This window comes from Streptomyces sp. NPDC001507, from assembly GCF_042894765.1.
Lineage (GTDB): Bacteria > Actinomycetota > Actinomycetes > Streptomycetales > Streptomycetaceae > Streptomyces.
Map to the genome: position 1 here is coordinate 209,260 of NZ_JBIAVV010000014.1, position 26,031 is coordinate 235,290.

Sequence of the window (26,031 nt, forward strand, 5' to 3'; positions counted from 1 at the left end):
TCCTTGCGCGGCCGGATACCCTGGAAGACGCTCACCGACCCCGACTCCGAGGACCGACGCCGCCGTGTTCGACACTCTCTCCGACCGCCTTTCAGCGACCTTCAAGAATCTGCGCGGCAAAGGGCGTCTGAGCGAAGCGGACATCGACGCCACGGCCCGGGAGATCCGCATCGCGCTCCTCGAAGCCGACGTGGCCCTCCCGGTCGTCCGCACGTTCATCAAGAACGTCAAGGAGCGCTCGCTCGGCGCCGAGGTCTCCAAGGCGCTCAACCCGGCCCAGCAGGTCCTGAAGATCGTCAACGACGAGCTGGTCACGATCCTCGGCGGCGAGACCCGCCGGCTGCGGTTCGCCAAGCAGCCGCCCACCGTGATCATGCTGGCCGGTCTCCAGGGTGCCGGTAAGACCACCCTCGCGGGCAAGCTCGGCCGCTGGCTCAAGGAGCAGGGCCACTCCCCGCTGCTCGTCGCCGCCGACCTGCAGCGCCCCAACGCCGTCAACCAGCTGAGCGTGGTCGCCGAGCGCGCCGGTGTCGCGGTCTACGCGCCCGAGCCGGGCAACGGCGTCGGCGACCCGGTCAAGGTCGCCAAGGACTCCATCGAGTTCGCGAAGTCCAAGGTCCACGACATCGTGATCGTGGACACCGCCGGCCGGCTCGGCATCGACCAGGAGCTGATGCAGCAGGCGGCCGACATCCGGGACGCCGTCTCGCCCGACGAGATCCTCTTCGTCGTCGACGCCATGATCGGCCAGGACGCCGTCACCACCGCCGAGGCCTTCCGCGACGGCGTCGGCTTCGACGGCGTCGTGCTCTCCAAGCTCGACGGCGACGCCCGCGGTGGTGCCGCGCTCTCCATCCGCCAGGTCACCGGCAAGCCGATCATGTTCGCGTCGAACGGCGAGAAGCTCGACGACTTCGACGCCTTCCACCCGGACCGCATGGCATCCCGCATCCTCGACATGGGTGACCTGCTCACCCTGATCGAGCAGGCGGAGAAGACGTTCAGCCAGGAAGAGGCCCAGAAGATGGCCTCCAAGCTGGCGTCGAAGAAGGGCCAGGACTTCACCCTGGACGACTTCCTGGCCCAGATGGAACAGGTCAGGAAGATGGGTTCCATCTCGAAGCTCCTCGGGATGCTGCCCGGCATGGGACAGATCAAGGACCAGATCCAGAACCTCGACGAGCGGGACGTCGACCGCACCGCCGCGATCATCAAGTCGATGACCCCGGCCGAGCGCCAGGAACCGACGATCATCAACGGCTCGCGCCGCGCCCGTATCGCCAAGGGTTCCGGTGTCGAGGTCAGCGCGGTGAAGAACCTGGTCGAGCGGTTCTTCGAGGCCCGCAAGATGATGTCCCGCATGGCCCAGGGCGGCGGGATGCCGGGCATGCCGGGGATCCCGGGCATGGGCGGCGGCCCCGGCCGGCAGAAGAAGCAGCAGAAGCAGGCCAAGGGCAAGCAGCGCTCCGGCAACCCGATGAAGCGCAAGCAGCAGGAGCTGGAGGAGGCCCAGCGCCGCGAGGCCGCCGGGCAGGGTGGCGCCTTCGGACTCCCGCAGCAGGGCGCCCAGGACTTCGAGCTGCCGGACGAGTTCAAGAAGTTCATGGGCTGAGTTCACCTGTGCGGGTGCCAGGGGTTGGTCCGTGCCGTACGGTCCGCATATGACCAACCCCGCCCCGCCGCGCAAGTCGCCCGACCAGCCCTGGCGCACCGAGGGCGCTCCCGAGGAGCCGCCCAAGCCACCGAACGGCGGGCGGCGGATGCACGGCGGCTGGTGGCGGCTGATCGTCACCGCCCTGGTCGTGTACCTGCTGGCCAACCTGGTGCTGTCGTACTTCGACCAGGCGAACGAGCCGACGATCTCGTACACCGAGTTCAGCAAGCAGGTGAACGCGGGCAACGTCGAGAAGATCTACGCCAAGGGCGACTCGATCCAGGGCCAGCTCAAGAGGGAGCAGAAGAACCCCGAGGGCGGCGGGAACTACACCAAGTTCAACACCGAGCGGCCCTCCTTCGCCGGGGACGACCTCTGGACCAGCCTGACCAAGCACAACGTGACGGTCACCGCGGAACCGGTCGTCCAGCACCGCAGCTTTCTCGCCAATCTGCTGATCTCCCTGGCGCCGATCATCATCCTGGTCGCGGTGTGGGTCTTCATCGCCCGCCGGATGAGCGCGGGCCTCGGCGGCGCGGGCGGCATGCTGGGCCGCAAGGCGCCGCCCAAGCCGGTCGAACTGGAGCCCGGTCAACAGCGGACCACCTTCGAGGACGTGGCCGGCATCGACGAGGTCGAGGGTGAGCTCAACGACGTCGTCGACTTCCTGAAGAACCCCGACGCCTACCGCAGGATGGGCGCCAAGATGCCGCGGGGCGTGCTCCTCGCCGGCCCGCCCGGCACCGGCAAGACACTGCTCGCGCGGGCCGTCGCCGGCGAGGCGGGCGTGCCCTTCTTCTCGGCCTCCGCCTCCGAGTTCATCGAGATGATCGTCGGCGTCGGCGCCTCCCGCGTGCGCGAGCTGTTCGCCGAGGCCCGCAAGGTCGCCCCGTCCATCATCTTCATCGACGAGATCGACACCATCGGCCGGGCCCGCGGCGGCGGCGCCTCCATGGGCGGCCACGACGAGCGCGAGCAGACCCTCAACCAGATCCTCACCGAGATGGACGGCTTCTCCGGCTCCGAGGGCGTCATCGTCATCGCCGCCACCAACCGCGCCGACATCCTCGACCCCGCGCTCACCCGCCCCGGCCGCTTCGACCGGGTCGTCCAGGTCTCGCCTCCCGACCGCACCGGCCGCGAGGCCATCCTGCAGATCCACACCCGCCAGATCCCGCTCGCCGAGGGCGTCGACCTCGCCCAGGTCGCCCGCACCACCCCGGGCATGACCGGCGCCGAACTGGCCAACCTGGCCAACGAGGCCGCCCTGCTCGCTGTCAAGCGCAAACAGGACAAGGTCACCCAGTCCGACCTCTCCGAGGCCCTGGAGAAGGTCCAGCTCGGCGCCGAACGGCCGCTGGTGATGCCCGAGGAGGAGCGCCGCAGGACCGCCTACCACGAGAGCGGCCACGCCCTGCTCGGCATGCTCCAGCCCGGCGCCGACCCGGTCCGCAAGATCACCATCGTGCCGCGCGGCCGCGCCCTCGGCGTCACGCTCTCCACGCCGGACGCCGACAAATACGCGTACACCGAGGAGTACCTGCGCGGCCGGATCATCGGCGCCCTCGGCGGCATGGCGGCCGAGCAGGTCGTCTACGGCGTGATCACCACCGGCTCGGAGAGCGACCTGGAGCAGGTCACGGGCATCGCGCGCGGAATGGTCTCCCGCTGGGGCATGAGCGAGGAGGTCGGCCGCCTCTCCGCCCTCCCCAGCGACGCCCAGCAGGCCTACGGTCTCGCCGCGGCGCCCCAGACCCTCGACGTCATCGACACGGAGATGCGCCGCATCGTCGACGAGTGCTACGACGAGGCCCGCCGCAAACTCCAGGACCACCGGCCCCAGCTGGACGCCCTGGCCCAGGCCCTCCTGGAGAACGAGACCCTGGAGGAGGCGGACGCGTACCGCATCGCGGGCATCACGAGGCTGACCAAGGACCTGGACGAGGCCTGATTCTGAGCGCCCCGGTTCCAGCGCCCCAAAGGGGCGCGGGGAACTGCGCGACCAGCCCCCACGGCGCCGCACCCGAACACGGCGGCCCCCGCGAAGCGTCAGCGCACCCGTGCGATCAGGTACCGGAACACATTCGGCATCCACACCGTGCCGTCGGCACACACGTGCGGATGAAGCGCCTCCGCCAGCTCCTTGCCGACCTGCTCCTCGCCGACCGCCAGAATCCCCGCATCGAACAGCCCGGTCGACAACAGCCCCCGCACCGCGCTGTCCGCGTCGGCGTACCCGAACGGGCAGGACACCCGCCCGGACCCGTCGATCCGCAGGCCGGCCCGCTGGGCGACCTCCTCCAGATCGTCCCGGCACGCCGGACGCCAGCTTCCCGAGCTCCGCAAAGGATCGGCCAACTTCGCCGCCACCCGCAGCACGGACGAGGTCGCGCACCGCTCCGGCGGACCCCAGCCGGTCAGCACCACGGCGGCCCCGGGTTCCGCCAGGGGAGTCGCCTCGGCCAGCAGGTCACCGAGCCGTTCGGCGTCGCCGGCCCGGCAGCCGATCGGGTCGAAGGCGGTGATCAGGCTGTACGCCGGTGCCTGCGCGGCCGCCGCGTTCCGGGGCGTGCCCTCGACGATCCGGGCGGCACCGATCCGGGCGGCACGGCCACGCGCGCGTGCGCCCGGGGCCGGTTCGGGCAGCAGACGCTCACGGGCGAGGGCGAGCCGTTCGGGGGAGGAGTCGACTCCGGTGACCGCGGCCCCTCTGGCCGCCGCCATCAGCAGGGCGAGACCGGAACCGCAGCGAAGGCCGAGCAGCCGGGTGGCCGGACCCACTTCGAGTCGCTCGTGGACGGTCTCGTAGAGCGGCACCAGCATGCGCTCCTGGATCTCGGACCAGTCACGCGCGCGTGCGCCCAGGTTCACACGGGGTGGTGAGTCCACGTGAGACAGGTGGTGCCGCACGAGCGTAGGTGTCATAGGTAAGCGCCCCAATCCGCCGAGAGTTACGCACTGACCGATTCCGTGGCCCCCGTGCCGTGCGCTCGCACTTCCCACCTATGCCACATAACTCCGGGCTCGCGATGGCGTCCAGAGGTCGCGGGTCACCGCTTGTACGTGGGCTGTGACTGTGGCGAGATTTCACATCCCGGCAACTTGGGGCTCTACCATCGGACCCACGACACGGCGGTTCTGGCCATGGTCGGCGGGTGCGGTGGGCGCACATGTCAGCGCGTCAGAGCCGGGGCGGTGCCGGGTGACGACGGGCTGCCAGTAACGTCGGCGCCGCCGCGGACGCTGACCGGGATGAGACCCGGCCACGAGAGCGACCGAAACGCCTCTTGCGCATCCGTCGACCTCCGTCGTCCATGCGTCCGGACCAGGGATACGTGACGGGTCGTACGTCAGACTACGCACCGGCTTGGTAGGAGCTGTGAGGCTTCTCCGCAGATCAGCGCACCCGTGCTCGTCTCCACGCATCAGCGGCAACTGACGGGTACGTGCAAATTATTTGGGATGCCCCGGAATAGGAACACAGGGGCCCTCCCGCTCGTTCTCATTACGTGAGCACGACACAGACACCACCTGTTCTCGCCGCAGAGCTGGCAGAGGCGTGGGCCGACATTCAGCGGTACCACCCCGAGCTGCCCGACCTTGCCGCGCCAGAGTCCCTGATCGGGGAGTCGTCGTCCGCGTGCGGTCACGAGCTCTCCTTCGAACGGCTGCTCCATGAGGCAGTCCACGGCATCGCCGCCTCCCGTGGAGTCCGCGACACCTCCCGGGCCGGCCGCTACCACAACCGCCGATTCCTCGCGATCGCCGAGGAGCTGGGCCTGGACCATCCCGACGAGCCGCATCCCAGCAGCGGCTTCTCGCTGGTCACGCTCAACCCCGAGGCGAAGCGACGCTACCGCCCGACCATCGAGAGACTGCAGCGCGCTCTCAAGGCGCACACGGTGGCCACGTCCGCCGACACCTCCCGCACCTTCCGCGGCCCCGCCGCCCGCCACGGCTCGTCCGGCGGCGGCGTCCGCGTCAAGGCGGTGTGCGACTGCGGCCGCAACGTCCGGGTGGTCCCGTCGGTCCTGGCGCAGGCACCCATCGTCTGCGGCGGCTGCGGCAAGCCGTTCCGCATCCCGGAGGTCGTGGGCGCGGCATAGGCCACGGCTGCTCGTGGCAGCCGCAGCCATCGCCACCCCGATCCGGTCAGCGCACCCGACGTGACCTCACCTCCACGCCGGGTGCCTCTCCGGCATGCCCGAAGCCGGCCATTCACCCGCCGGCCCAGAGCGACCCGCGGGGTATGGCACAATGGCTAGCTGTACTCGACAGCCGCACAGGACCCCTCTCTCCTCCGGCTGACGCGTCCATCGGGCACTCGGGTACCGCAACCCCACGCGGCAGTCTCGCCGTGCCCAACCACGTCAAATCCAGGAGAACCCACTCCCGTGGCAGTCAAGATCAAGCTGAAGCGTCTGGGCAAGATCCGTTCGCCTCACTACCGCATCGTCGTCGCCGACTCCCGCACCCGCCGTGACGGCCGTGCGATCGAGGAGATCGGCAAGTACCACCCGACCTACAACCCGTCGGTCATCGAGGTGGACGCCGACCGCGTGGCGTACTGGCTCGGCGTCGGCGCCCAGCCGACCGAGCCCGTCCTCGCCATCCTGAAGAAGACCGGCGACTGGCAGAAGTTCAAGGGCGAGGCCGCCCCGGCGCCGCTGCTCGTGGCCGCCCCGAAGGCCACGCGTCCGTCGTTCGAGGCGCTCGGCGGTGACGACGAGGGCAAGGGTGAGGCGATCACCCAGAAGAAGAAGGCTGAGAAGAAGGACGAGGCCGCGGCTGAGTCCGAGTCGACCGAGGCCTGAGCAGCATGCTCGAAGAGGCGCTTGAGCACCTCGTGAAGGGCATCGTCGACAACCCTGACGATGTGCAGGTCGCCTCGCGCAACCTGCGCCGCGGGCGCGTGCTGGAGGTCCGGGTGCACCCCGACGACCTCGGCAAGGTGATCGGCCGCAACGGCCGCACCGCGCGTGCCCTGCGCACCGTCGTGGGCGCCATCGGCGGTCGCGGAGTCCGCGTCGACCTCGTCGACGTCGACCACGTCCGCTGACGCTTATCGCAACCGGCTCGGGCCGGGGAGGGCCACTGGCCGTCCCCGGCCCGAGCCGTATGAGCAGGTCGAGCAGGAGATGACAGGAGAACAGGCACAGTGCAGCTCGTAGTCGCACGGATCGGCCGCGCCCACGGCATCAAGGGCGAGGTCACCGTCGAGGTACGTACCGACGAGCCGGAGCTCAGGCTCGGGCCGGGCGCCGTACTCGCCACCGATCCCGCCGGCGTGGGACCGCTCACCATCGAGACGGGCCGCGTGCACAGCGGCCGCCTGCTCCTGCGCTTCGCGGGCGTCAGTGACCGCACCGGCGCCGAGGCCCTGCGCAACACCCTCCTGATCGCCGAGATCGACCCGGAGGAGCTGCCCGAGGGCGAGGACGAGTACTACGACCACCAGCTCGTCGACCTGGACGTGGTCACCGAGGACGGCATCGAGGTCGGCCGGATCACCGAGATCTCGCACCTGCCCTCCCAGGACCTGTTCATCGTGGAGCGGCCCGACGGCAGCGAGGTGATGATCCCGTTCGTGGCGGAGATCGTCACCGAGATCGACCTGGAGGAGCAGCGGGCCGTCATCGCGCCGCCGCCCGGCCTGATCGACGACCGGGCGGAGACCGTCTCGTCCAGGGACGACGACGCATGAGGCTCGACGTCGTCACGATCTTTCCCGAGTACCTGGAGCCCCTGAACGTCTCGCTGGTCGGCAAGGCACGCGCGCGTGGACAGCTCGACGTCCATGTGCACGACCTGCGCGGATGGACGTACGACCGGCACAACACGGTCGACGACACGCCGTACGGTGGCGGGCCCGGCATGGTCATGAAGACCGAGCCCTGGGGCGACGCCCTCGACACCGTCCTCGCCGACGGGTACGAGACCGGCGCGCACGCCCCCGCGCTGATCGTCCCCACCCCCAGCGGCCGTTCCTTCACCCAGGAACTCGCCGTCGAACTCTCCGAACGCCCCTGGCTGATCTTCACACCGGCCCGCTACGAGGGCATCGACCGGCGGGTCATGGACGAGTACGCCACCCGGATGCCGGTCTACGAGGTGTCCATCGGCGACTACGTCCTCGCCGGCGGCGAAGCGGCCGTACTGGTGATCACGGAGGCCGTGGCGCGGCTGCTGCCCGGTGTTCTCGGCAACGCCGAGTCGCACCGCGACGACTCCTTCGCGCCGGGCGCCATGGCCAACCTCCTGGAGGGCCCCGTCTACACCAAGCCGCCCGTCTGGCGCGGCCGGGACATCCCCGACGTGCTGCTCAGCGGTCACCACGGCAAGATCGCCCGCTGGCGCCGCGACGAGGCCCTGAAGCGGACTACCGCCCACCGGCCCGACCTGATCGAGCGCTGCGACCCCCAGGGCTTCGACAAGAAGGACCGGGAGATGCTCTCCATCCTGGGCTGGGCCCCGGACCCGGAGGGCGGACCCCACGGCCGATTTTGGCGCAGGCCACAGGGCGTGGAAGAATAGGCCGCTGTTGTGCGTCCGTCCGGCGTGCGCCCCTGCCACAGGGGGACACGACGTCCGCCCCGACCCGCGCGACAGACCCCATGGAACACCTAGTTTCCGTTGATGACCTGTGGCATCAGCGAGGAAAGCAGACGAAATGTCTCACCTGCTCGACACCGTCGACTCCGCGTCGCTGCGCAGCGACGTCCCGGCCTTCCGCCCGGGTGACACCGTCAACGTCCACGTCCGCGTCATCGAGGGCAACCGCTCCCGTGTGCAGCAGTTCAAGGGCGTTGTGATCCGCCGTCAGGGCAGCGGTGTCCGCGAGACCTTCACGGTCCGCAAGGTCTCCTTCTCCGTCGGCGTCGAGCGCACCTTCCCGGTGCACACCCCGATCGTCGAGAAGATCGAGCTCGTCACCCGCGGTGACGTGCGTCGCGCCAAGCTGTACTACCTGCGTGACCTGCGCGGCAAGGCCGCGAAGATCAAGGAGAAGCGCGACAACTGATCTCGCGTGCCGGCCTTCGGAAGCCGCAGGCGGACGAGCCGGTAAGAAGGAGTCTCATCGGCGCCGGATAGCATCTGGCCCCGATGGACACCGAAGCACAGCACACGGAGCGCGACCGCTCCTCCAGCCCCGAACCCGAGGCCGCGGAGGACCGGTCGCGTTTCGCGTTGGTGGCACGCGCCACCGAGCGGGTCACCGACTGGCTGCCGGGCGGCTGGATCACCCTCACCCTCTTCGCCTGCCTGGCGTTTTTGCTCGTCCTCAACACTTTCGTGGCGCAACCATTCCAGATTCCCAGCGGATCCATGGAACAGGGATTGAGGATCGGGGACCGCGTTCTCGTAAATAAGTTGGCGTACCGTTTCGGTGCCGGGCCGCGCCGGGGAGATGTCGTGGTGTTCGACGGCTCCGGATACTTCGGGGACGCCGACTACATCAAACGCGTCGTCGGCGTGGGAGGAGACCACGTGGTCTGCTGCGACAAGAAGGGGAGGATCGAAGTGAACGGCCGGCCGGTCGACGAGACCTCGTTCCTCTATCCGGGGGACACCCCCTCCACCGTGCCCTTCAACGTCGACGTCCCCGACGGCACGCTCTTCGTTCTCGGCGACCACCGCAGCGACTCCAGCGACTCCCGCGACCACCTCGGCTCGCCCGGCGGCGGCATGATCCCCGTCAGCAGGGTCGTCGGCCGGGCCGACTGGATCGTCTGGCCGTACGCCCACTGGACCCGTCTCGTCCGTCCCGCCGCCTACGCGCGCGTGCCGGCCGCCGGAGCGTCCCATGGGTAACCGCGGCCGACCGCGCGGCGTGCCGGTCGACGCCACCGCCAACCTGCTGCCGACCGGGGCCCGGCGTGCCTCAGGGTCGTCCGGCGGCCGCTCCCGCGCGGAGCGGCGCAAGCTGCAGCGCAAGGTCAAGCGCAAGCGACGGCGCAGTGCGGTGCGGGAGATACCGCTGCTGGTCGGCGTGGCCGTCCTGATAGCCCTGGTGCTGAAGACGTTCCTCGTCCAGGCCTTCGTGATCCCGTCCGGTTCCATGGAACAGACGATCCGGATCGGCGACCGCGTCCTGGTGGACAAGTTCACGCCCTGGTTCGGGTGGCAGCCGCACCGCGGGGACGTCGTCGTCTTCCACGACCCCGGCGGCTGGCTGGCGGACGAGCAGACCACCAAGGCGAACGACCCGGTCGGCGTCAAGCAGGTCAAGGAAGGGCTCACCTTCATCGGCCTGCTGCCCTCCGCCAACGAGAAGGACCTCATCAAGCGGGTCATCGGCGTCGGCGGCGACCACGTCAAGTGCTGTGACGCACAGGGCCGGGTGACCGTCAACGGCGTACCGCTGACCGAGGGCGACTACCTGTATCCCGGGAACGTCCCCTCCGCTCAGCCGTTCGACATCACCGTGCCGAAGGGCCGGCTGTGGGTGATGGGCGACCATCGCGGCAACTCCGCCGACTCCCGTGCCCACCAGGACACCGACTACGGCGGCACGGTGGCCGTGACCTCCGTGGTGGGCCGGGCCATGATGATCGGCTGGCCCATCGGGCACTGGACCAAGCTCGACGAACCTAAAACCTTCGCAAGCGTTTCTGACTCCGGGTCGGGGTCGACCGCGGTCCCCCGGCTGTCGCATAGGGTTGCCTCCGACGATCCGAACGGATACATCCAACTCCCGACCCCTGCGGAACTCCCGCTCGTTATGGGAGTGGTGGGCCTGCGCCGGGGATGGCGCAGGCGGCGGCACGGAGTAAGGAGTTGGCGTGGGGGATGTGGCGGTTGGCGCACGGTCGGGACACGACGGCGAGGAGCACAGCGGGCGCCCCGTGGAGAATGTCTCCCCCGCAGACGGCGCCTTGACCTCCGGGAACGGCACCGGGCCCGGTGGCGACGGCACCCCGGCAGACGGTCCGTACTCCGGCGGTGACGGCTCGGGCACGGACGGGGACCCGGGCGGTTCGGCGGCGCCCGCACCGAAGAAACCGCGCTCCTTCTGGAAGGAGCTGCCGATCCTGGTCGTCATCGCACTGGTGCTGGCGCTGCTGATCAAGACGTTCCTGGTGCAGGCCTTCTCGATCCCGTCGGACTCGATGCAGAACACCCTCCAGCAGGGTGACCGGGTCCTGGTCGACAAGCTCACCCCGTGGTTCGGCTCCAAGCCGGAGCGCGGCGAGGTCGTCGTCTTCCACGACCCGGACGACTGGCTGGCGGGCGAGCCCACGGCTCAGCCGAACGCGATCCAGACGTTCCTCAGCTGGATCGGCCTGATGCCGTCCGCCGAGGAGCGGGACCTGATCAAGCGGGTCATCGGCGTCGGCGGCGACACCGTCTCCTGCAAGGGCAGCGGCCCGCTCATGGTCAACGGCCATGCGCTGAGCGAGCCTTATGTGTACCCGGGCAACACCCCGTGCAGCGTCGACGACCAGGGTGGCCAGTTCACGGTGCACGTGCCCAAGGGCTACATCTGGGTGATGGGCGACCACCGCCAGAACTCCCGCGACTCGCGCTACAACCAGTCCGACAAGCACCACGGCATGGTCCCGGTGAAGGACGTCGTCGGCCGTGCCATCGTCAAGGCCTGGCCGATCAACCGCTGGGGCACGCTGCCGATCCCGGACACCTTCGACCAGAGCGGCATCAACACGCAGTCGTCCGCCGCGGCCTCCCTCACGGTGGCGCCGCAGGGCGCGGCCGTCGCCGCCGTGCTCCCGGTCGCGGTGTGGCGCCGCCGCCGGGGTGACCGCATCGAGCGGAAGTTCGACACGCGTGCGGCCGCGGGCAAGCGCTGACCGGGTCCCGCACGCCCATGCCGACCGTCCTGTGTGAAGCCCTTGGGGAGCTTGTGACCAGGGGTGCCGAAGAAGGGCTGCCCCTGCCCGGTACCGCCGGGTAGGGTGCGGCCTCATGGGCGACAGCACGATACGTACGGCTCCGCGCGGCGGCGCAGGCACCAGCACGAGCGCGGCACAGGCCGGCAGCAGGCTCGGACAGCGGCTGTCCGGGATCGCCGTCGCCCTGGGCATCGTGCTGTTCCTCGGAGGATTCGGCTGGGGAGCGGTCGTCTACCGGCCGTACACCGTGCCCACCACGTCGATGACGCCGACGATCGACGCCGGGGACCGGGTCCTCGGCCAGCGCATCGACGGCGGCGAGGTGCGCCGGGGCGACGTCGTCGTCTTCAAGGACAAGAGCTGGGTCACCAACGCGGACGTCGTCAAGCGCGTGGTCGCGGTCGGCGGCGACACGGTGGCCTGCTGCACGAACGGCAAGCTGACGGTCAACGGCAAGCAGATCGACGAGCCCTATCTGCCGGCGGGCAGCCAGGCGGAGCTCCAGGGCTTCCCCACCGTCACCGTCCCCAAGGGCCGGCTCTTCCTCCTCGGCGACGAGCGCCAGGGCTCCCTGGACTCCACCGCCCACCTCACGGACGCCGCGAAGGGCACGGTCGCCCGTACCGCCGTGACCGCCCGGGTGGACGCCGTGATCTGGCCGATGAAGGGGCTGCTCAAGCGCCCGACCGGCTTCGAGACCCTCGGCGCGCTCTCCCAGCCCGGCCCGTTGCGCATCATCGAGTTCATGATCGTGGCCGGCGGCGTGCTGGTCCTCGCGGGCGGCGCCTACGGCCCGGTCGCGAACCTGCTGGGCCGCTCCCGCAGCCGGGCCAGGACGGAGCCCGCCGGTGCCCGCTGAGGCACTGCCCGAGGCGCCCGAGGGCGGCCTGCGCAAGGTGGCCCGGGTGGTCCTGCTCGACCCCGAGGACCGCATCCTGCTCCTGCACGGCCACGAGCCCGACGACCCGGCCGACGACTGGTGGTTCACGCCCGGCGGCGGCCTGGAGGGCGACGAGACCCGTGAGCAGGCCGCTTTGCGGGAACTCGCCGAGGAGACCGGCATCACCGACGTCGACCTCGGTCCGGTGCTGTGGCGCCGGACGTGCTCCTTCCCGTTCGCGGGCCGCCGCTGGGACCAGGACGAGTGGTACTACCTGGCCCGTACGACGCAGACGGTCACCGAGGCCACGGGCCTGACCGAGCTGGAGCGGCGCAGTGTGGCCGGAGCACGTTGGTGGACGTGCCAGGAACTGACCCGGGCACATGAGACGGTGTATCCGACCAGACTCGCCGAGCTGTTCCGTAGGCTGCTCGACGAAGGTCCCCCCGCCGGGCCCGTCACCCTTGACACGGAAATCGTCTAGGGGCGCGCGGGACTGGCGCACAATGGTGGGATCGCACGGCTGAAGGGGAACATGCCATGAGCGCCGAGGACCTCGAAAAGTACGAGACCGAGATGGAGCTGAAGCTCTACCGGGAGTACCGCGATGTCGTCGGTCTGTTCAAATACGTGATCGAGACCGAGCGGCGCTTCTACCTCACCAACGACTACGAGATGCAGGTGCACTCGGTCCAGGGCGAGGTGTTCTTCGAGGTGTCCATGGCGGACGCCTGGGTCTGGGACATGTACCGGCCGGCCCGTTTCGTGAAGCAGGTCCGTGTCCTCACGTTCAAGGACGTGAACATCGAGGAGCTGAACAAGACCGACCTGGAACTTCCGGGCGGCTGAGGTAGCCCGCACGGGTGACGGAGTTGTCCACAACCGCTGAGTAACTCACCAAGATCAACTTCTTGGCGGGGGATGCCTGACCGTTGGCGCCGGAGGTGGTGCCGACATGAACACGAATCAGGCACGCACGAATCAGGCACGCACGAATCAGGCACGCACGAATCAGGCACGCACGAATCAGGCACGCACGAATCAGGCACGCACGAATCAGGCACGCAGCGCACTCGGCAGGTACGGCGAGACGCTGGCCGCACGGCGGCTGGCCGAGGCCGGTCTGACGGTCCTGGAGCGCAACTGGCGCTGCGGCAGGACGGGCGAGATCGACATCGTCGCGCGGGACGGCGACGTCCTGGTCGTCTGCGAGGTCAAGACCCGGCGGGCGGGTGTCTTCGAGCACCCCATGGCCGCGGTCTCCCCGGAGAAGGCGCAGCGCCTGCGCGGCCTCGCGGAACACTGGATCCACGCCCACGGAGGGGCCCCGCCGGGCGGCGTCCGCATCGACGTGGTCGGCGTGCTGCTGCCGCAGCGCGGGGCACCCGTGGTCGAGCACGTCCGGGGGGTGGCGTGAGATGGGGTTCGCGCGGACCTGCTCGGTGGCGCTGGTGGGCGTCGAGGGCGTGGTGGTGGAGGTCCAGGCCGACCTGGAACCCGGGGTGGCGGCCTTCACCCTGGTGGGGCTGCCGGACAAGAGCCTGACGGAGAGCCGGGACCGGGTCCGGGCGGCGGTGGTGAACTCGGGCGCCTCCTGGCCGTCGAAGAAACTCACCGTCGGGCTGAGCCCGGCATCCGTGCCGAAGAGCGGCAGCGGCTTCGACCTCGCGGTGGCCGCGGCCGTCCTCGGGGCGGCCGAGCGGATCGACCCCCGGGTGCTCGCCGAGATCGTGATGATCGGGGAGCTGGGCCTGGACGGCCGGGTCCGGCCGGTCCGGGGCATCCTGCCCGCCGTGCTGGCCGCCGCCGACGCCGGGTACGAGCAGGTGGTCGTGCCGGAGAACGCCGTGCCTGAGGCCTCGCTGGTGCCCGGGGTGTCCGTGCTGGGCGTCCGCAGCCTGCGCCAGCTGATCGCCGTCCTCACCGACGAGCCGGTGCCCGACGAGGAGCCCGTCCCCGGCGAGATCCGCCCCGACCCCTTCCTCGCCGGGCTCGCCCTGCCCGGCATGGGACTCGGCACCGGCACGGCCACCGGCGACCACGCGCCCGACCTCGCGGACGTCGCCGGCCAGCACGTCGCCCGGGCCGCCCTGGAGGTGGCCGCCGCCGGACGCCACCACGTCTTCTTCAAGGGCCCGCCCGGCGCAGGTGCACAGCGAAGGAGTAAGACTAGCAGCAGGTCACTGCACACCGACTGACCTGGTCTTATGCGTCCGCCACGAAGTAGCCACGGCCGCTGACCACGTACACCAGGCCATCAGGGCGGAGGCTCGCCAGCGCGCGCGATGCCGTCGACTGGGACACGTTGAATTCGACCGCAAGCGCCACGGTTCCCGGCAGACGTTCGCCAGCGCGATAGGTGCCGTTCTGGATACGCCGCCGGATCTCCGCTGCCACCTGTGGCCAATGCGGCTCAGCCCTGTTGATCTCCACCTAGTCAGCCTGCGACCAATTCACCCAACACGCTATCGAGGTAGTCAGCTACCGAGCTAGTCTGAGAGGCCAAACAGAAACGCCCCTGAACCGTCCGGGCTGGGACAGTTCAGGGGCTGAGACACGAACGGAGCGTGTCCTATGGGCGAGACTACCGAAGCTGTTTCCGGGCTCCGCCGGTTGCCGTGGAAGACAGACAGCGGGAAGCCTGCGTTCCTCGCGACCGATGACCCGAACAGCATGCTGTCTCTGATGGCGGATCAGATCGAGGAGCAGCACCTGACGAACGCTTCAACGGTCCTGGGTCTGGTTCAGCCGATGTGGGGGCCGGACGCTCGCCTGACAGCAGCAGAAGCCGTGTTCATGCTCCGGCGTACCGCTGAGTGCCTGGCGGACGTGGTCGACGTTGCCCGCATGCGGGGCGAACGGCTCAACGCCGAGTAGGACCAGGAACGCGCAGAAGCCCCGTGGAGGCTCCCGGGAACTCCCAGAGTCCCTACGGGGCTCTGTCGTGCTCTCAGGCGCTCTCAGCGCCATATAGGCCACTCCTCGGGGCCAGCCGGTTGGCCAGCTCGCGTCTCCTGTGCACCGGTCACTTATGCGACGCAGTGCAGCTCTTTCCCTTAACCGTCTGCACTCCGCACTGTATCTGCCGGATTGTATTTTTCAGTTGGTGATAAGTTTTTCCCGGACCCACATTCGGAGCGACGAAATTCCACCGGGGTGTCCATTCGTGCCCCTTGTACTCAGGGTGGTAGATAGATCCGGCGCATACACCAGTGTCGCCGACCTTATCGCAACCCTTGTGCATAATGTACGTGGGCGTGCTGTGGGATTTCGGAATTGGGTGTTGCCCTGGGTGAGCGTGCACCTCGCGGTACCCGCTTAGCGGCCTGCTCTTGGGGTTCCCCTTACTGTGTTGCAAGGTCGATTCATGTTGCGTCTGCTGACCTTGCGACATGGACTGACCATTGGCGGATGGATTCTGTACCCCCGCTTGATGGCTGACACCCAGCACGCTGCTGGGCTGGCTGGTGTTTCCCTGGCTGCTGTTGCCTGGGCTGATATTGCCCTGACTGGAGTTGTCCTGGCTGGTGTTTCCCTGGCTGGTGTTTCCCTGACTGGTGTTTCCCTGGCTGGTGTTTCCCTGACTGGAGTTGTCCTGGCTGATATTGCCCTGACTGGAGTTGTCCTGGCCGGTGCCCCAGCCTTGATCGGTGTTGTTCTGGCCCGACCCGCTCTGATCGGCACTGGACTGGTTGGAACTACTCTGATCACTGCCGCTCTGGTCACTGCTGGATTGGTCACCACTGCCTTGGTCTGAGCCGCCCCCGCTATCGTCCTGCACTGCTGATGCTGGGCGGGCAGGAGCCTGAGGCGCCCCTGTAGCGGCAGGCGCGCCAACCGAAAAGGCAAGGAATGCGGTCAGGAATGATGCGCCGAGAACTTCAGGTAGCCGTCGGCGTGGGATGCTGTTCACGATTATCCCCAGGCACACGTGTTTGTGCTTTGAGGCTGGCAGTAGGTCAGCCGGTGGCTGTTTCACAGCCTTGCTGAAGACTTGCCAATCCATGCTACGCGGGCGGCAAGCCATGCGGATGGGCCAAATGGCCCAATTAATTTGAAGCGGCAATGTCTTCCACTGCAAGTCTGGAAGACGGAAGCACAGTTCACGAGTCGCGATTGAGGTGGCGCTGTGTTAGCGCACGTACAACCAGCCGCAAACGCACCTCCAGAAAAAACCGCAGGTCAGAACACCTAAGAGGCCACGCCGGCGAAAACCTGGGATTTTCAGGTGCCAACGGTGCTCCGGACACAGGGAAGCCCCGTACCGGCAGGAAGCCAGTACGGGGCTCATCTCATGCGGCCATTGCCAGGTAACGGCGGCCGGTCCGTTCGGACACTCCGAAATGCCGGGCGATAGAGGCACCGGTCACGCGGACACCGGAAGCGGCCAGCGTGGACACGGCGGAACGGACGTCATCCGGGGTCGGCCGGTCATTGTCGGCCACGTCCGGCGCGCTGTCTTCAAAATCCTGCCAGAGGTCATCCGGGATCACCGACTCAGGAAGCCTCTCAGCGGCCACGTGCGGGCCGTTGACTGCCTCGCTGGGGTTCCCGTCCGCCGGAATGGCCGAACGGCCCTCAGGGGCACGTACACGCGGCCGGACATGCATTGCCCACACGACCAGCGGAGCGGCGATGGCAGCGGCCACGGTCACGGCCATAAGCCACCGGCCGGACAGCGGGACATGGGCGGCCACATTGAATGCCACAACGGCTAGCACAGAAGCGGCCACGGCTCGACGCTGGCGAATGGACCAGATCATGAACAGATCCAGGGCGACGGGAAAGGCCGGGGCAGTGAACCGGCTGAATCCGCATTCCAGCGCCAGGCCGTATTCGGCGCTGTAGGACAGATACATAGCAGCGAGTAGCGCCGACCACTTGAGGAAAGCGTTAGTCTTCAATTTCGTCTCTTTTCCTGGCATGAAAGAGGCCGGTCGGCTCAACTAGCGCGCCAGGAAAGCGCCAGGAACCGACCGGCCAACCGGGGCCGCGAATCCCCGGAGTCATTTACACTTAGTGAGCTGATGGAGCGTCAGAACGGGCTCGCCGGCTCGAATTTCGTATGTTTATGCGTGAACCGACGACTATTTCGGCCAGACCCCCACCCCTTGAATTTCGCAGCGGTGTGTCTCTGGGTGATGGGCCGGGTCCCCGGAACGATCTTGCTAGAGATTGGACTAGGGGGGAGGGGTGGCATACATGTCGCGCCTTTATGCGAGAATTCCGCATGAGTATGCGGCTACAGCGCGTAGCTACCACCCTGGTTATCTGGTTTAGATCCACGCCGGGAATTGCACGACCGGCACAGCACGCGGAGGTTTTCTCTGTGGTGCGTTCCGCCTTTAACCAGCGGAATGATGTGGTCAACCGTGAGATCCTGCGCGGCGTGCGCTGACACTCCCCACCCTGGACACCACTCACCGTTCTGGTTTCGCCATCCCCTGAGCACCTGCGCACGCACCCTGCGATAGGTGACGTCGTATCCTCGCTGGCTTGCACTGCCTCGCTTTGCGTCACGCTCACGCTGGCGCGCTGCCATCCATTCCTTCTGGTGGGTATCGCAGCGAGAGGGGTTCGAAGTGAGGCGTCCGCAATTCAGACAGGGTCTTTTTGGCATGAGCAATACCGTCTTTCCTGCGCAGTGGGCCAGTCACACAGCGGGATCGAGGCTGCATGACTGACCCACAGTTTGTGCGCGCCAGCGCTTACAGGGTGTTCGTCGACGTGAAGCCGGAACCACTCAAGACCGACACACCGCCCGGATACCGTGCAGCCGTAAAGGCCATGTATTCGTAGGCTCGGGCCAGGAGCGAGAGGTTAGCCGCGTAGGTCTGCGGGAACACCTCGAACTTCGGCTGGCTTTCCCAAAGGCGGATCTCGGAACTGCGCATCACAATCGCGCGGTCTTCGTTGCTGGAACCACCAAGCGTCAACGGTATCCCGCCGTCAATGTACACATTCAGCCCACAGAAGCGGCCGATAGGGCCCTCCGTGGCCAGCAGGGGCGCCAGCACACCCATGGAATTCGTCGGGCCGTTGTCGGCCGGAACCAGCAGGGGGCGTCCGGTCGAATCCTTCTGGGCCATCAACCAGACTGCGCGACGGGGCGCCAGCACCAGCGAGTCAGGAGCCTCAAAGGTGGACGCGAATACCTGCCCAATTGCCTTGAGTACGGCAGCCTGGAAAGTGGCCCCATCGGTGCCAGTCCAGCTCACCTGACCGGTACCCGCGAGGGTCAGTATGCCAGTGGCGTTTCCGCCCGTACCCGAGCCGCTGATTACCTGCGCGTTCACCTTGGTCGCAAGATCAGCGGCCAAATCGCCGAGGATTACGGTGTCGACGTTCAAGGGGCTTTGCTCTGCGAGCTGAAGGCTGATCACCTGCGAACCCGCCAGGGTCAGCACATTCGCGGTAATCGCCGTAGTCGTCATATCCACCTGAGTCACGGCGGTATTCTGCGTGCCCTGAAGGCCCGTAGCCGTACCCGTGGCCACCTTAGGGATGTTCAGCGAGTCCGTTCCGGCCGGAAGCGGCTCGTTAACCACAAGATCCGCCGTGACCCTCTTCGATCGAGCGAGGCGGATCCACTCGGATTCCATCCAGAGCGGCGGGACCATCTCACCACCCGCGCCGTTCGTGGTGCTCAGCGCACGGCCTTCCTGCTTGCGCTGGTCGGTTACCTGGCGCGCATTCCGCTGGAGGCGTTCACGGGCCGCAGAATCACCACTCTTGCTGACTGCGTACGCGTCAAGGAACCATGACGTGTCCTTGGAATCCCGGCGGTAAACGGCGGGCTCGGAGGTGATACGGGCGGAAGCGGTCGGCATAGATACTCCAGAGTTGTTGCGGGCGGCAGCGCCAGGGGCAAAGCGGCGGGCTGTTTCAGCGGCGGAATCATCCATGCGCTGAGCCTCTTCGAGCTCCTCGATACGCTGGTTAAACGCCTCTACTTCCGCTGTGCGCTTGTCGAATACCTGGCGCTCACTATCAGAGAACGCGCGGTTTCCTCGCTTCACTCGGTCAAGAATGAAGTCCATGGAGCGCTTTGCTTCGTCGCGCTTGATGCGGAGATCATCAATCAGGTCTAGCCTGCTCATGCTTTTCTTTCCTTCCAGGGGACGCCGGTATGTCGTCCCGACTAGCGGCAGGGAATGGCCAGCCCTTAGGCGGCGGGGCGGTTCTCAGGCTCACCAGTGAGCATTCGGCGCGTTTCCGGATCGGCGAGCCAGCGCGTGACCATGTTTTCCGCGTCATCCAGCGGAATGCCGCGCTTTACCATGGCGCTGATCATCTGGGAGCGGGCATCACCGGGATGCACTCGCGACGCGTACTCAAGAGGTGCTTGCTTGGGCATGGAGAATCCCTGTTTTTCTCGTGAATTGGGAACACCTGCGGATTTCCGTAGGTGGTTGGGTGCGAAGAAATTCGCTATTTCAGCCGGCCTGGGGTCGGCGGGTAAGGCGCGCAAGCGGGGTGGTGACAGATTTTCTGTCACCTGTACATCCCCCCTTATGAACTAAGAGGGGTTACTACAGGTGACAACTTTTTTGTCATCACTCGCTCACGCGTCCCATCCCGCTGTGCGTTTACGCGTTTTCTGCGCGGTTGAAGATGCCGGGTCCGCTGGTCGAATCAGAGTCGGACATAAGTCGGATACCCCGGTACTTCCATCCCTCGGACTTGTGCCGGTACTCCTCGACCTTTCCGCTGTCGATGAGATGGCGCTTCACGCTGGCCGGGCTGTATTTGGCGGACTTGTCGCCGTTCGTGTCGCGCCAGATCTTCAACTCAGCGTTGAAGGTGGACCGGCGCACTTCGCTGTCCTCCGAGTAGTCGAAGAGTTCCCCCACAAGGTCCTTCAGCGGGTCCACGGAATCCTTGTGGAACTCCGTTGCAGCGATGACAGCGAGCGGGTCACGCAAACCCTCTGCGTAGTAGCGCACGGCGCCCTGAACAATCCACGCGGCCACGCCCTCGCACTCCGGGCCCTGAATGGTCGGCTCTAGGTCCGGGTCGCGCCGGTCGGCAAAGCTCTGCCCGAACAGAACTGCCTTAGTCCGTGCCCATAGTGCTGCGCCACCGGACGAGAATTCCGGCAGATGGTTTGTGGCAAGCACGATGGTGAACGTCGGCTCATACGAGAACGTACGGCCCTGAAGATGGCGGGTACTTACGCGGTCGCCGCCGCTGAGATTCTTCAGCAGCGCGGTATTCATTGGCGTGCCCTGGTTGCCTTCCTGCGCTACAACCATGCGGGCTCCACGTAGTCCTGCTATTTGCTCGGTGTGGGGTGCTTGTCCGCGTACGTTCTCAAATACGGAGAACTCGACTTCCCGAATGATGTCCGGTCCGAATGCTGCTTGCATCGTCCGAACCGTGGTTCCCTTGCCATTGCGCCCGTGTGCGCCGTACCAGACTCCTAGGGCGTGCTCGCGCACTTCACCGGTCACGCAATAGCCCAGGAACGTTTGGTAATACCGCTGGAGTTCCGTGTCATTGGGGAAGATTTCGTCAACGAAACGGAGCCAGCGAGGGGCAGTTGCGTCGGGACGGTAATCCACCTTGGCGCACTGGGTCAGCATGTCTGCCGGATCGTGGTGGCGCAGTTCGCCTGTGCGCAGATCTACCGTGCCATTGGTGAATGTCAGCAGGTGCCGCGCGCTGTCGAATTCGTCCGCTGTGACTCGCAGGTTTCGCAGGTTCTCTAGCTCAGCGACGATTGCGCGCCGATGTGGACTGTTGAGCATGAGCTTCACGGCGCTGTTCACCCATCCGAGTGCGGCTGGGTTCTCAGTGGCGTGCCTGTTGAGTACGTGCGCTGCGTCGGTAATTGCCTGAAATGCTGCGCCCGTTCCGCCGGTCGCTTCCCAGACAGCACCATTCCAGCGATACCAGCCCACGTGTTCCATATAGCGCAGGTGGTGACCAGTGTGCCGAGCGACGAACCGCGCGTAATTCACGTGCTGTATGGGCTGATCCCTGCTGTATTCCAGCTTGGGCGGCAGGGTTTCCCAGTTTTCAGCGGTCATAGTCACGCATCCTCGTCGTCGAGCAGGCTCACAGGTGTCTTCGACGCTGCCTTACGCGCGGGAATCTCAATCCCGTTGGCTTTGGCGAGTTCCTTCCGGAATGCGGTTGCGTCGGCCTGTGCGGCAGTCAGCGCTAGAAGGGCGTGAACGTTGGCGAGACGGGTGAGCCGCTCCTGTTCCTCGGTGGTGACGTAGCAAACCTCGAAACCCGCTTTATTCATGCGCGTTGCTGTGGCCTGTTCCATCAGTTCTTCGGCGCGCCGGTAGTGCTCAATGCCGTTTATGGATCTTTCCTTCCGGTGGCGGTGGTTAGCGCTCAGCGCGCTGTGTAAGTGCGGATGGTCTGAATGCTCAGGCCGGTATAGGCCCGGATTTCTTCTTGGGTCATGTGCGCTTTCGCGCTGGGCATTAGCTCGCGTAGCTCGCGATCGGCGGTAGCCAGCTCGTCACGCAGTCGCTTACGACGTGCGCCTATTGCTCGCATGCGCTGTGTGATCTCGTCCATGTGGACTCACCTCCTATCGGTGACTGAGGCAGGCGGAAGGGGAAAGCAAGGGCCCCGGTCGCAATGACCAGGGCCCTGCCTCCCCACCGCCAGGAAGGGAAATCTGTGGGATGCAGCTTGGGGACCTGTGCCCCTTGCTCATTTGGTTACCGTCGAGTCGAATGCATGCCGCTGGATGGCCAGTGGGGCGTTTTGCTGATGGCACTAGACCGCAAGCACTTCCCGAACGGGCGTCGAAGTGCTCCTACAGAGAATCTGTCGAGTCGAACGCAGGGCGCTGTACGGCCACCTGAGGGCATGAAAGAGCCCCGCCGGACCCACTGGGCCAGACGGGGCTAAGAGTGGCTTACGCGGGCGCTCAGGCCATATCAGCCAAGAACTCTTCGCGCAGGACAGCGTCAGCAGCCTCAGCCGCTGGGTCATCGATATGCACGCCAACGCTCACGCGCTCAGAGTCCCAGCGCCGTCCCTTTGTTGCTGGCGCGATGGCAGCCCGGATACGCATGGACAGCAGGAGCACCCGCTTACCGGCCGTATCGGCGTTGTTCCAGCGATCCGCCACCGTTTCGCCGGTCGGCACCCAACGCCATTCCGGCTCGCTCGCTGGCTCCGCCTGGGCCTCTTCTAGCGCTTCCTGGCGGGATTCGAGCTGGGCGAGAACGGCAGCTTTGGCAACTCCACGCAGACCAACCAGGCTCGCCGCAAGTTCGGCAATGTCGCTTTCAAGCTCTTCGATGACTGACGCCGTGTCGTTGCCCCCGACTAGCACGCGCTCTGTGTATGGCAGGTGGCCGAAGCTGCGGAGCAGCCAGGTTTCTACCTCAGCTTCGACCCGTTCGGCATTCACGCTGATTCCCGCGCACTTATCGCGCCGGTTCTTGTCTCGCGCTGCCGGACACGCGTACTGGTCCATGCGCCGGTCTTTGTAGACGCGCGTGTTGTAGTGCATGTGCTCATCGCACGCCGTGCACCAGGCGACGTGAAGCAACATCGTTGCTTTCTTGCGCGGGCGCCGGGTAGCCACCCCGTTTGCGTCCAGTGTGGCTTGCAGCGTGCGCCAGGTCTTGTCATCGATCAGTGCCGGACCTACGCGAACCGGCCTGCCTTCGCTGTCACGCACTACGCGCCGTTCATCGCGCTTCCCCTGTACGCGATATCCGCGCAAAACCTCAGACCGAAGATGCTGATACAGCGCGGAATAGGTCCATCGGGCACGCTCGCCGGTCAGCTCTTCCCCGCGCTGGTCTTTCCGGTAGTCGCCCGGAGACAGCACGCCGGACGAATTCAGCCGGTCCACTTCTGCGCTGAGCGTATGTCCCTCGTTGATTCGCTCGATTACATGGCGCAGCACTTCGGCGGCAGTCTCGTCTACGTCGAGCCGCTTGTTTCCTTCGCCGTCCGGCACCACGCGGAATCCGTAAGGCGCAGCGCCACCAAGCCACTTGCCACCCTGGCGAAGCTCAACGCGGCTACGCAGGATGCGTTGTTGGATGGTTTCCCGTTCGAGCTGGGCGAACGCCACCATCAGCGTGACGACGAACCGGCCGTAGGGCGACGTGAGGTCAGCTTGCCCCTGGACGTCGGCAAGGGTGGTGCTGCGCTTGTCGAGCAATTCGACCAGAGAAGCGAAGTGCGAAGTTACGCGCGAAAAGCGGTCGACGCTGCGAGCAACGACAACGTCAATACCGCTGAGCGATGCGACAATCTGACTGAAGCCTTCACGCTCTTCCGGCCGGACACTGCCGCTGACACCGACGTCATGCCGGACCATGACCACTTCGTAGCCGCGAAGCTGGCACCACGCGCGAGCGTCAGACTCCTGCGTAGTAATAGAGGTAGAGGATTCGTCGTCACGGGACAGACGACAATAGATAGCGGCGCGGAGCGGGCGGCCTTCTTCTCGCTGGGCTGGGATCACTGACGGAGCCTCTTTCTGTCTCGAACAGTGTGCACCAGCGGGTGCCGGCAAGACCATGCTGGCCGAGCGGCTGCCGGGGCTGCTGCCCGAGCTGGGCCGCCAGGAGTCCCTGGAGGTCACCGCCGTCCACTCGGTCGCCGGCATGCTGCCGCCCGGCCACCCCCTGGTCGACAGGCCGCCCTACTGCGCCCCGCACCACTCGGCCACCATGGCCTCCCTGGTCGGCGGCGGAACCGGCCTGCCACGCCCCGGAGCGGTCTCCCTGGCCCACCACGGCGTGCTCTTCCTGGACGAGGCCGCGGAGTTCCACAGCAGCGTCCTGGACGCCCTGCGCCAGCCCCTGGAGTCGGGCCACGTCGTCATCGCCAGGGCCGCCGGGATACTGCGGATGCCCGCGAGGTTCCTCATGGTCCTGGCCGCCAACCCCTGCCCCTGCGGCCGCCACGGCACCCCCGGCGACGTCTGCGAGTGCCGGCCCTCCTCGATCAAGCGGTACCGGGCCCGGCTCTCCGGCCCCCTGATGGACCGCGTGGACCTCAGGGTGAGCGTCGAACCGGTCGCCCGGGAGGAACTGCTGCGGCTGCACACCGGCGCCGAGCCCTCCGCCGCCGTGGCCGACCGGGTGCGCACGGCACGCCAGCGGGCCGCCCGCCGCTACGAGGGGCTGCCCTGGCGGACCAACAGCGAGGTCCCCGGCCACGAACTCCGCACCCGCTGGCACGTCCAGCCGGGCGCGCTCCTCAAGGCGGAGCTGGACCTCGACCGGGGCCTGCTCACCGCCCGTGGCCTGGACCGGGTGCTCCGGGTCGCCTGGACCCTCGCCGACCTCGCGGGCCGCGACCGCCCTTCGGCCAACGACGTCAACCTGGCCCTGGAGCTGCGCACCGGCGTCCGGCGCGGCGCGATCCTGGAAGGGATCGCCCCATGAGCGACAGCGGACTGCTCGACCGGGTCTTCCTGGCCCGGGTGGCCGAGCCCGGCGACGAGACCGCCGGGCGGTGGGTGCGGGAACGGGGCGTGCACGAGGTGGCGGCCCGGCTGCGCGCGGGCGGGCGGCCCCTGCCCGGCGCCGGCGCCAAGCGGTGGGCGGGCCTGCTGGCCCGCGCGGCGCAGGCCGACCCCCGCGCGGACCTCGCCGCCGCAGGGGAGGCGGGCGCGCGGTTCGTGTGCCCCGGCGACACCGAGTGGCCGACACAGCTCGACGACCTGGGCGACGCCCGCCCCCTCGGCCTGTGGGTGCGCGGCCTGCCCAGTCTGCGGATGTGGGCGCTCAGGGCCGTCGCCGTCGTCGGGGCACGGGCCTGCACCGAGTACGGCGCCCACATGTCGGCCGTCCTCGCCGCGGGACTCGCCGAGCGCGGCTGGGTGGTGGTGTCGGGGGGCGCCTACGGGGTCGACGGCGCCGCCCACCGCGGAGCCCTCGGCGCCGGCGGGGCCACCGTCGCCGTGCTGGCCTGCGGGGTCGACCGGCCCTACCCCCGGGGCCACACCGAGCTGATCAACAGGATCGCCGAACAGGGACTGGTGGTGGGGGAGTTGCCGCCCGGCGAACACCCGACGCCGAGCCGGTTCGTGCTCCGCAACCGGGTCATCGCCGCGCTCACCAGGGGCACCGTCGTCGTGGAGGCCGCCCACCGCAGCGGCTCGCTGGTCACCGCGCGGGCGGCACAGCGGCTCGGCCGGTTCACCATGGGCGTGCCAGGTCCGGCCACCAGCGGCCTCTCGGCCGGGGTGCACGAACTGCTCCGCGGGGAGGCCGTGCTGGTCACCGACGCCGCGGAGGTCGTCGAGCTCGTGGGCGACATGGGCGAGCTGGCCCCGGCCGGCCGGGGCCCCGTCCTCCCGCGTGACCTGCTGGAACCCGCCGCCCGGCAGGTCCTTGCCGCCCTGCCCGGCAACCGGCCCGCCTCACCCGAAGAGGTGGCACGCGGCGCGCAGACGTCCGAGGACGAGGCCGTCGCGAGACTGTACGAACTCCGAGCACTTGGTTACGTCGAACGACATGGCGACGGCTGGAAGTTGACACGCCAGGCGATGATCTCGGTCCGGGCCGGTCGGAGCCGGTGCTGACCGAGCGTGTTCGGCCGTCCGGGGGAACCCCCGACGCCCTTGGGAATTCCCGGAGTTGACGCTCTCGGCCGATCACGCAGAGCGACGCGCGGAGTGTGCTGGAGCGCGCCGTGCAGGGGGT

Annotated in this window: 28 protein-coding genes and 2 pseudogenes; 20 read left to right on the plus strand and 10 right to left on the minus strand. The window is 67.5% G+C overall.

Annotated elements, in window-relative coordinates; translation table 11 throughout:
* Nucleotides 1-64 precede the first annotated feature (64 nt).
* Complete coding sequence (gene ffh, locus ACFY0K_RS38870; RefSeq protein ID WP_390643814.1) at nucleotides 65-1,612, plus strand: signal recognition particle protein; 1,548 nt, start codon at nucleotides 65-67, stop codon at nucleotides 1,610-1,612.
* A 49-nt stretch (nucleotides 1,613-1,661) separates the two neighbouring features.
* Complete coding sequence (ftsH, locus tag ACFY0K_RS38875; protein WP_390643815.1) at nucleotides 1,662-3,605, plus strand: ATP-dependent zinc metalloprotease FtsH; 1,944 nt, start codon at nucleotides 1,662-1,664, stop codon at nucleotides 3,603-3,605.
* Between the two features lie 98 nt (nucleotides 3,606-3,703).
* On the opposite strand, the gene ACFY0K_RS38880 is transcribed toward ftsH, so the two are convergent.
* A complete protein-coding gene (locus tag ACFY0K_RS38880; RefSeq protein ID WP_390643816.1) occupies nucleotides 3,704-4,579 on the minus strand; it encodes a class I SAM-dependent methyltransferase in 876 nt (291 codons plus the stop codon).
* Nucleotides 4,580-5,163: 584 nt separating this feature from the next.
* On the opposite strand from ACFY0K_RS38880, the gene ACFY0K_RS38885 reads away from it, so the two are divergent.
* The 14 genes and pseudogenes from ACFY0K_RS38885 to ACFY0K_RS38950 form a co-directional block, all read left to right on the plus strand.
* Entirely contained in the window at nucleotides 5,164-5,760 is a 597-nt protein-coding gene (locus ACFY0K_RS38885) for a hypothetical protein (RefSeq protein ID WP_093498845.1), read from the plus strand.
* Nucleotides 5,761-6,048: 288 nt separating this feature from the next.
* Entirely contained in the window at nucleotides 6,049-6,468 is a 420-nt protein-coding gene (gene rpsP, locus ACFY0K_RS38890; protein ID WP_352363426.1) for a 30S ribosomal protein S16, read from the plus strand.
* Nucleotides 6,469-6,473: 5 nt separating this feature from the next.
* Complete coding sequence (locus tag ACFY0K_RS38895; protein ID WP_003973401.1) at nucleotides 6,474-6,713, plus strand: RNA-binding protein; 240 nt, start codon at nucleotides 6,474-6,476, stop codon at nucleotides 6,711-6,713.
* A gap of 99 nt (nucleotides 6,714-6,812) precedes the next feature.
* The gene (gene rimM / locus ACFY0K_RS38900; protein WP_388601988.1) at nucleotides 6,813-7,358 is read left to right on the plus strand and encodes a ribosome maturation factor RimM; all 546 of its coding nucleotides are present in this window, start codon (nucleotides 6,813-6,815) and stop codon (nucleotides 7,356-7,358) included.
* On the plus strand, nucleotides 7,355-8,188 hold the full coding sequence (gene trmD / locus ACFY0K_RS38905) for a tRNA (guanosine(37)-N1)-methyltransferase TrmD (protein ID WP_390643817.1): 834 nt from the start codon (nucleotides 7,355-7,357) through the stop codon (nucleotides 8,186-8,188). Before rimM ends, trmD begins: the two co-directional genes overlap by 4 nt.
* A 136-nt stretch (nucleotides 8,189-8,324) precedes the next feature.
* A complete protein-coding gene (rplS, locus tag ACFY0K_RS38910; protein WP_351323547.1) occupies nucleotides 8,325-8,675 on the plus strand; it encodes a 50S ribosomal protein L19 in 351 nt (116 codons plus the stop codon).
* Nucleotides 8,676-8,758: 83 nt separating this feature from the next.
* Nucleotides 8,759-9,466, plus strand: a complete 708-nt coding sequence (lepB, locus tag ACFY0K_RS38915; RefSeq protein WP_390643818.1) for a signal peptidase I — start codon at nucleotides 8,759-8,761, stop codon at nucleotides 9,464-9,466.
* Nucleotides 9,459-10,601, plus strand: a complete 1,143-nt coding sequence (gene lepB, locus ACFY0K_RS38920; protein ID WP_390643819.1) for a signal peptidase I — start codon at nucleotides 9,459-9,461, stop codon at nucleotides 10,599-10,601. Before lepB (ACFY0K_RS38915) ends, lepB (ACFY0K_RS38920) begins: the two co-directional genes overlap by 8 nt.
* Entirely contained in the window at nucleotides 10,501-11,463 is a 963-nt protein-coding gene (lepB, locus tag ACFY0K_RS38925; RefSeq protein WP_390643820.1) for a signal peptidase I, read from the plus strand. Before lepB (ACFY0K_RS38920) ends, lepB (ACFY0K_RS38925) begins: the two co-directional genes overlap by 101 nt.
* Before the next feature lie 115 nt (nucleotides 11,464-11,578).
* Complete coding sequence (lepB, locus tag ACFY0K_RS38930; protein ID WP_390643821.1) at nucleotides 11,579-12,364, plus strand: signal peptidase I; 786 nt, start codon at nucleotides 11,579-11,581, stop codon at nucleotides 12,362-12,364.
* Nucleotides 12,354-12,869, plus strand: coding sequence for an NUDIX hydrolase (locus ACFY0K_RS38935; RefSeq protein ID WP_351959664.1), 516 nt, complete (start codon nucleotides 12,354-12,356; stop codon nucleotides 12,867-12,869). Before lepB (ACFY0K_RS38930) ends, ACFY0K_RS38935 begins: the two co-directional genes overlap by 11 nt.
* 56 nt (nucleotides 12,870-12,925) lie before the next feature.
* Nucleotides 12,926-13,234, plus strand: a complete 309-nt coding sequence (locus ACFY0K_RS38940; RefSeq protein WP_008745401.1) for a DUF2469 domain-containing protein — start codon at nucleotides 12,926-12,928, stop codon at nucleotides 13,232-13,234.
* A gap of 76 nt (nucleotides 13,235-13,310) precedes the next feature.
* On the plus strand, nucleotides 13,311-13,802 hold the full coding sequence (locus ACFY0K_RS38945) for a YraN family protein (RefSeq protein ID WP_390643915.1): 492 nt from the start codon (nucleotides 13,311-13,313) through the stop codon (nucleotides 13,800-13,802).
* A 1-nt stretch (nucleotide 13,803) separates the two neighbouring features.
* Nucleotides 13,804-14,535, plus strand: a pseudogene (locus ACFY0K_RS38950) (magnesium chelatase domain-containing protein); the annotation flags it as partial.
* A gap of 55 nt (nucleotides 14,536-14,590) precedes the next feature.
* Here the strand turns inward: ACFY0K_RS38950 and ACFY0K_RS38955 are convergent.
* Nucleotides 14,591-14,818: a winged helix-turn-helix domain-containing protein gene (locus ACFY0K_RS38955; protein WP_390643822.1), complete on the minus strand. Its 228-nt coding sequence runs from the start codon at nucleotides 14,816-14,818 to the stop codon at nucleotides 14,591-14,593.
* Nucleotides 14,819-14,959: 141 nt separating this feature from the next.
* On the opposite strand from ACFY0K_RS38955, the gene ACFY0K_RS38960 reads away from it, so the two are divergent.
* Both ACFY0K_RS38960 and ACFY0K_RS38965 read left to right on the plus strand, forming a co-directional pair.
* Nucleotides 14,960-15,262 carry a hypothetical protein gene (locus ACFY0K_RS38960; protein WP_390643823.1) on the plus strand — a complete coding sequence of 101 codons (303 nt, stop codon included), beginning with the start codon at nucleotides 14,960-14,962 and terminating at the stop codon, nucleotides 15,260-15,262.
* Between the two features lie 490 nt (nucleotides 15,263-15,752).
* Entirely contained in the window at nucleotides 15,753-16,142 is a 390-nt protein-coding gene (locus ACFY0K_RS38965) for a pentapeptide repeat-containing protein (protein WP_390643824.1), read from the plus strand.
* A 535-nt stretch (nucleotides 16,143-16,677) separates the two neighbouring features.
* Here the strand turns inward: ACFY0K_RS38965 and ACFY0K_RS38970 are convergent.
* The 8 genes from ACFY0K_RS38970 to ACFY0K_RS39005 all read right to left on the minus strand — a co-directional run bounded on the left by ACFY0K_RS38970 (nucleotide 16,678) and on the right by ACFY0K_RS39005 (nucleotide 23,984).
* The gene (locus ACFY0K_RS38970) at nucleotides 16,678-17,244 is read right to left on the minus strand and encodes a transfer protein spdA (RefSeq protein ID WP_390643825.1); all 567 of its coding nucleotides are present in this window, start codon (nucleotides 17,242-17,244) and stop codon (nucleotides 16,678-16,680) included.
* A 383-nt stretch (nucleotides 17,245-17,627) separates the two neighbouring features.
* Entirely contained in the window at nucleotides 17,628-18,005 is a 378-nt protein-coding gene (locus ACFY0K_RS38975; protein WP_390643826.1) for an HNH endonuclease, read from the minus strand.
* Nucleotides 18,006-18,093: 88 nt separating this feature from the next.
* On the minus strand, nucleotides 18,094-19,485 hold the full coding sequence (locus ACFY0K_RS38980) for a phage major capsid protein (protein ID WP_390643827.1): 1,392 nt from the start codon (nucleotides 19,483-19,485) through the stop codon (nucleotides 18,094-18,096).
* Between the two features lie 65 nt (nucleotides 19,486-19,550).
* Entirely contained in the window at nucleotides 19,551-19,742 is a 192-nt protein-coding gene (locus ACFY0K_RS38985) for a hypothetical protein (RefSeq protein ID WP_390643828.1), read from the minus strand.
* A 232-nt stretch (nucleotides 19,743-19,974) separates the two neighbouring features.
* Entirely contained in the window at nucleotides 19,975-21,417 is a 1,443-nt protein-coding gene (locus ACFY0K_RS38990; protein WP_390643829.1) for a phage/plasmid primase, P4 family, read from the minus strand.
* A 2-nt stretch (nucleotides 21,418-21,419) separates the two neighbouring features.
* The gene (locus ACFY0K_RS38995; RefSeq protein ID WP_390643830.1) at nucleotides 21,420-21,662 is read right to left on the minus strand and encodes a hypothetical protein; all 243 of its coding nucleotides are present in this window, start codon (nucleotides 21,660-21,662) and stop codon (nucleotides 21,420-21,422) included.
* Nucleotides 21,663-21,733: 71 nt separating this feature from the next.
* A complete protein-coding gene (locus ACFY0K_RS39000; RefSeq protein WP_390643831.1) occupies nucleotides 21,734-21,922 on the minus strand; it encodes a hypothetical protein in 189 nt (62 codons plus the stop codon).
* 358 nt (nucleotides 21,923-22,280) lie between these two features.
* On the minus strand, nucleotides 22,281-23,984 hold the full coding sequence (locus ACFY0K_RS39005; RefSeq protein WP_390643832.1) for a recombinase family protein: 1,704 nt from the start codon (nucleotides 23,982-23,984) through the stop codon (nucleotides 22,281-22,283).
* Here ACFY0K_RS39005 and ACFY0K_RS39010 point away from each other — a divergent pair.
* Nucleotides 23,875-24,768 (plus strand): annotated as a pseudogene (locus ACFY0K_RS39010) (ATP-binding protein); the annotation flags it as partial. The gene ACFY0K_RS39005 and the pseudogene ACFY0K_RS39010 sit on opposite strands and share 110 nt — an antisense overlap.
* On the plus strand, nucleotides 24,765-25,910 hold the full coding sequence (gene dprA, locus ACFY0K_RS39015) for a DNA-processing protein DprA (RefSeq protein ID WP_390643833.1): 1,146 nt from the start codon (nucleotides 24,765-24,767) through the stop codon (nucleotides 25,908-25,910). The pseudogene ACFY0K_RS39010 and the gene dprA, both read left to right, overlap by 4 nt.
* Nucleotides 25,911-26,031 lie beyond the last annotated feature (121 nt).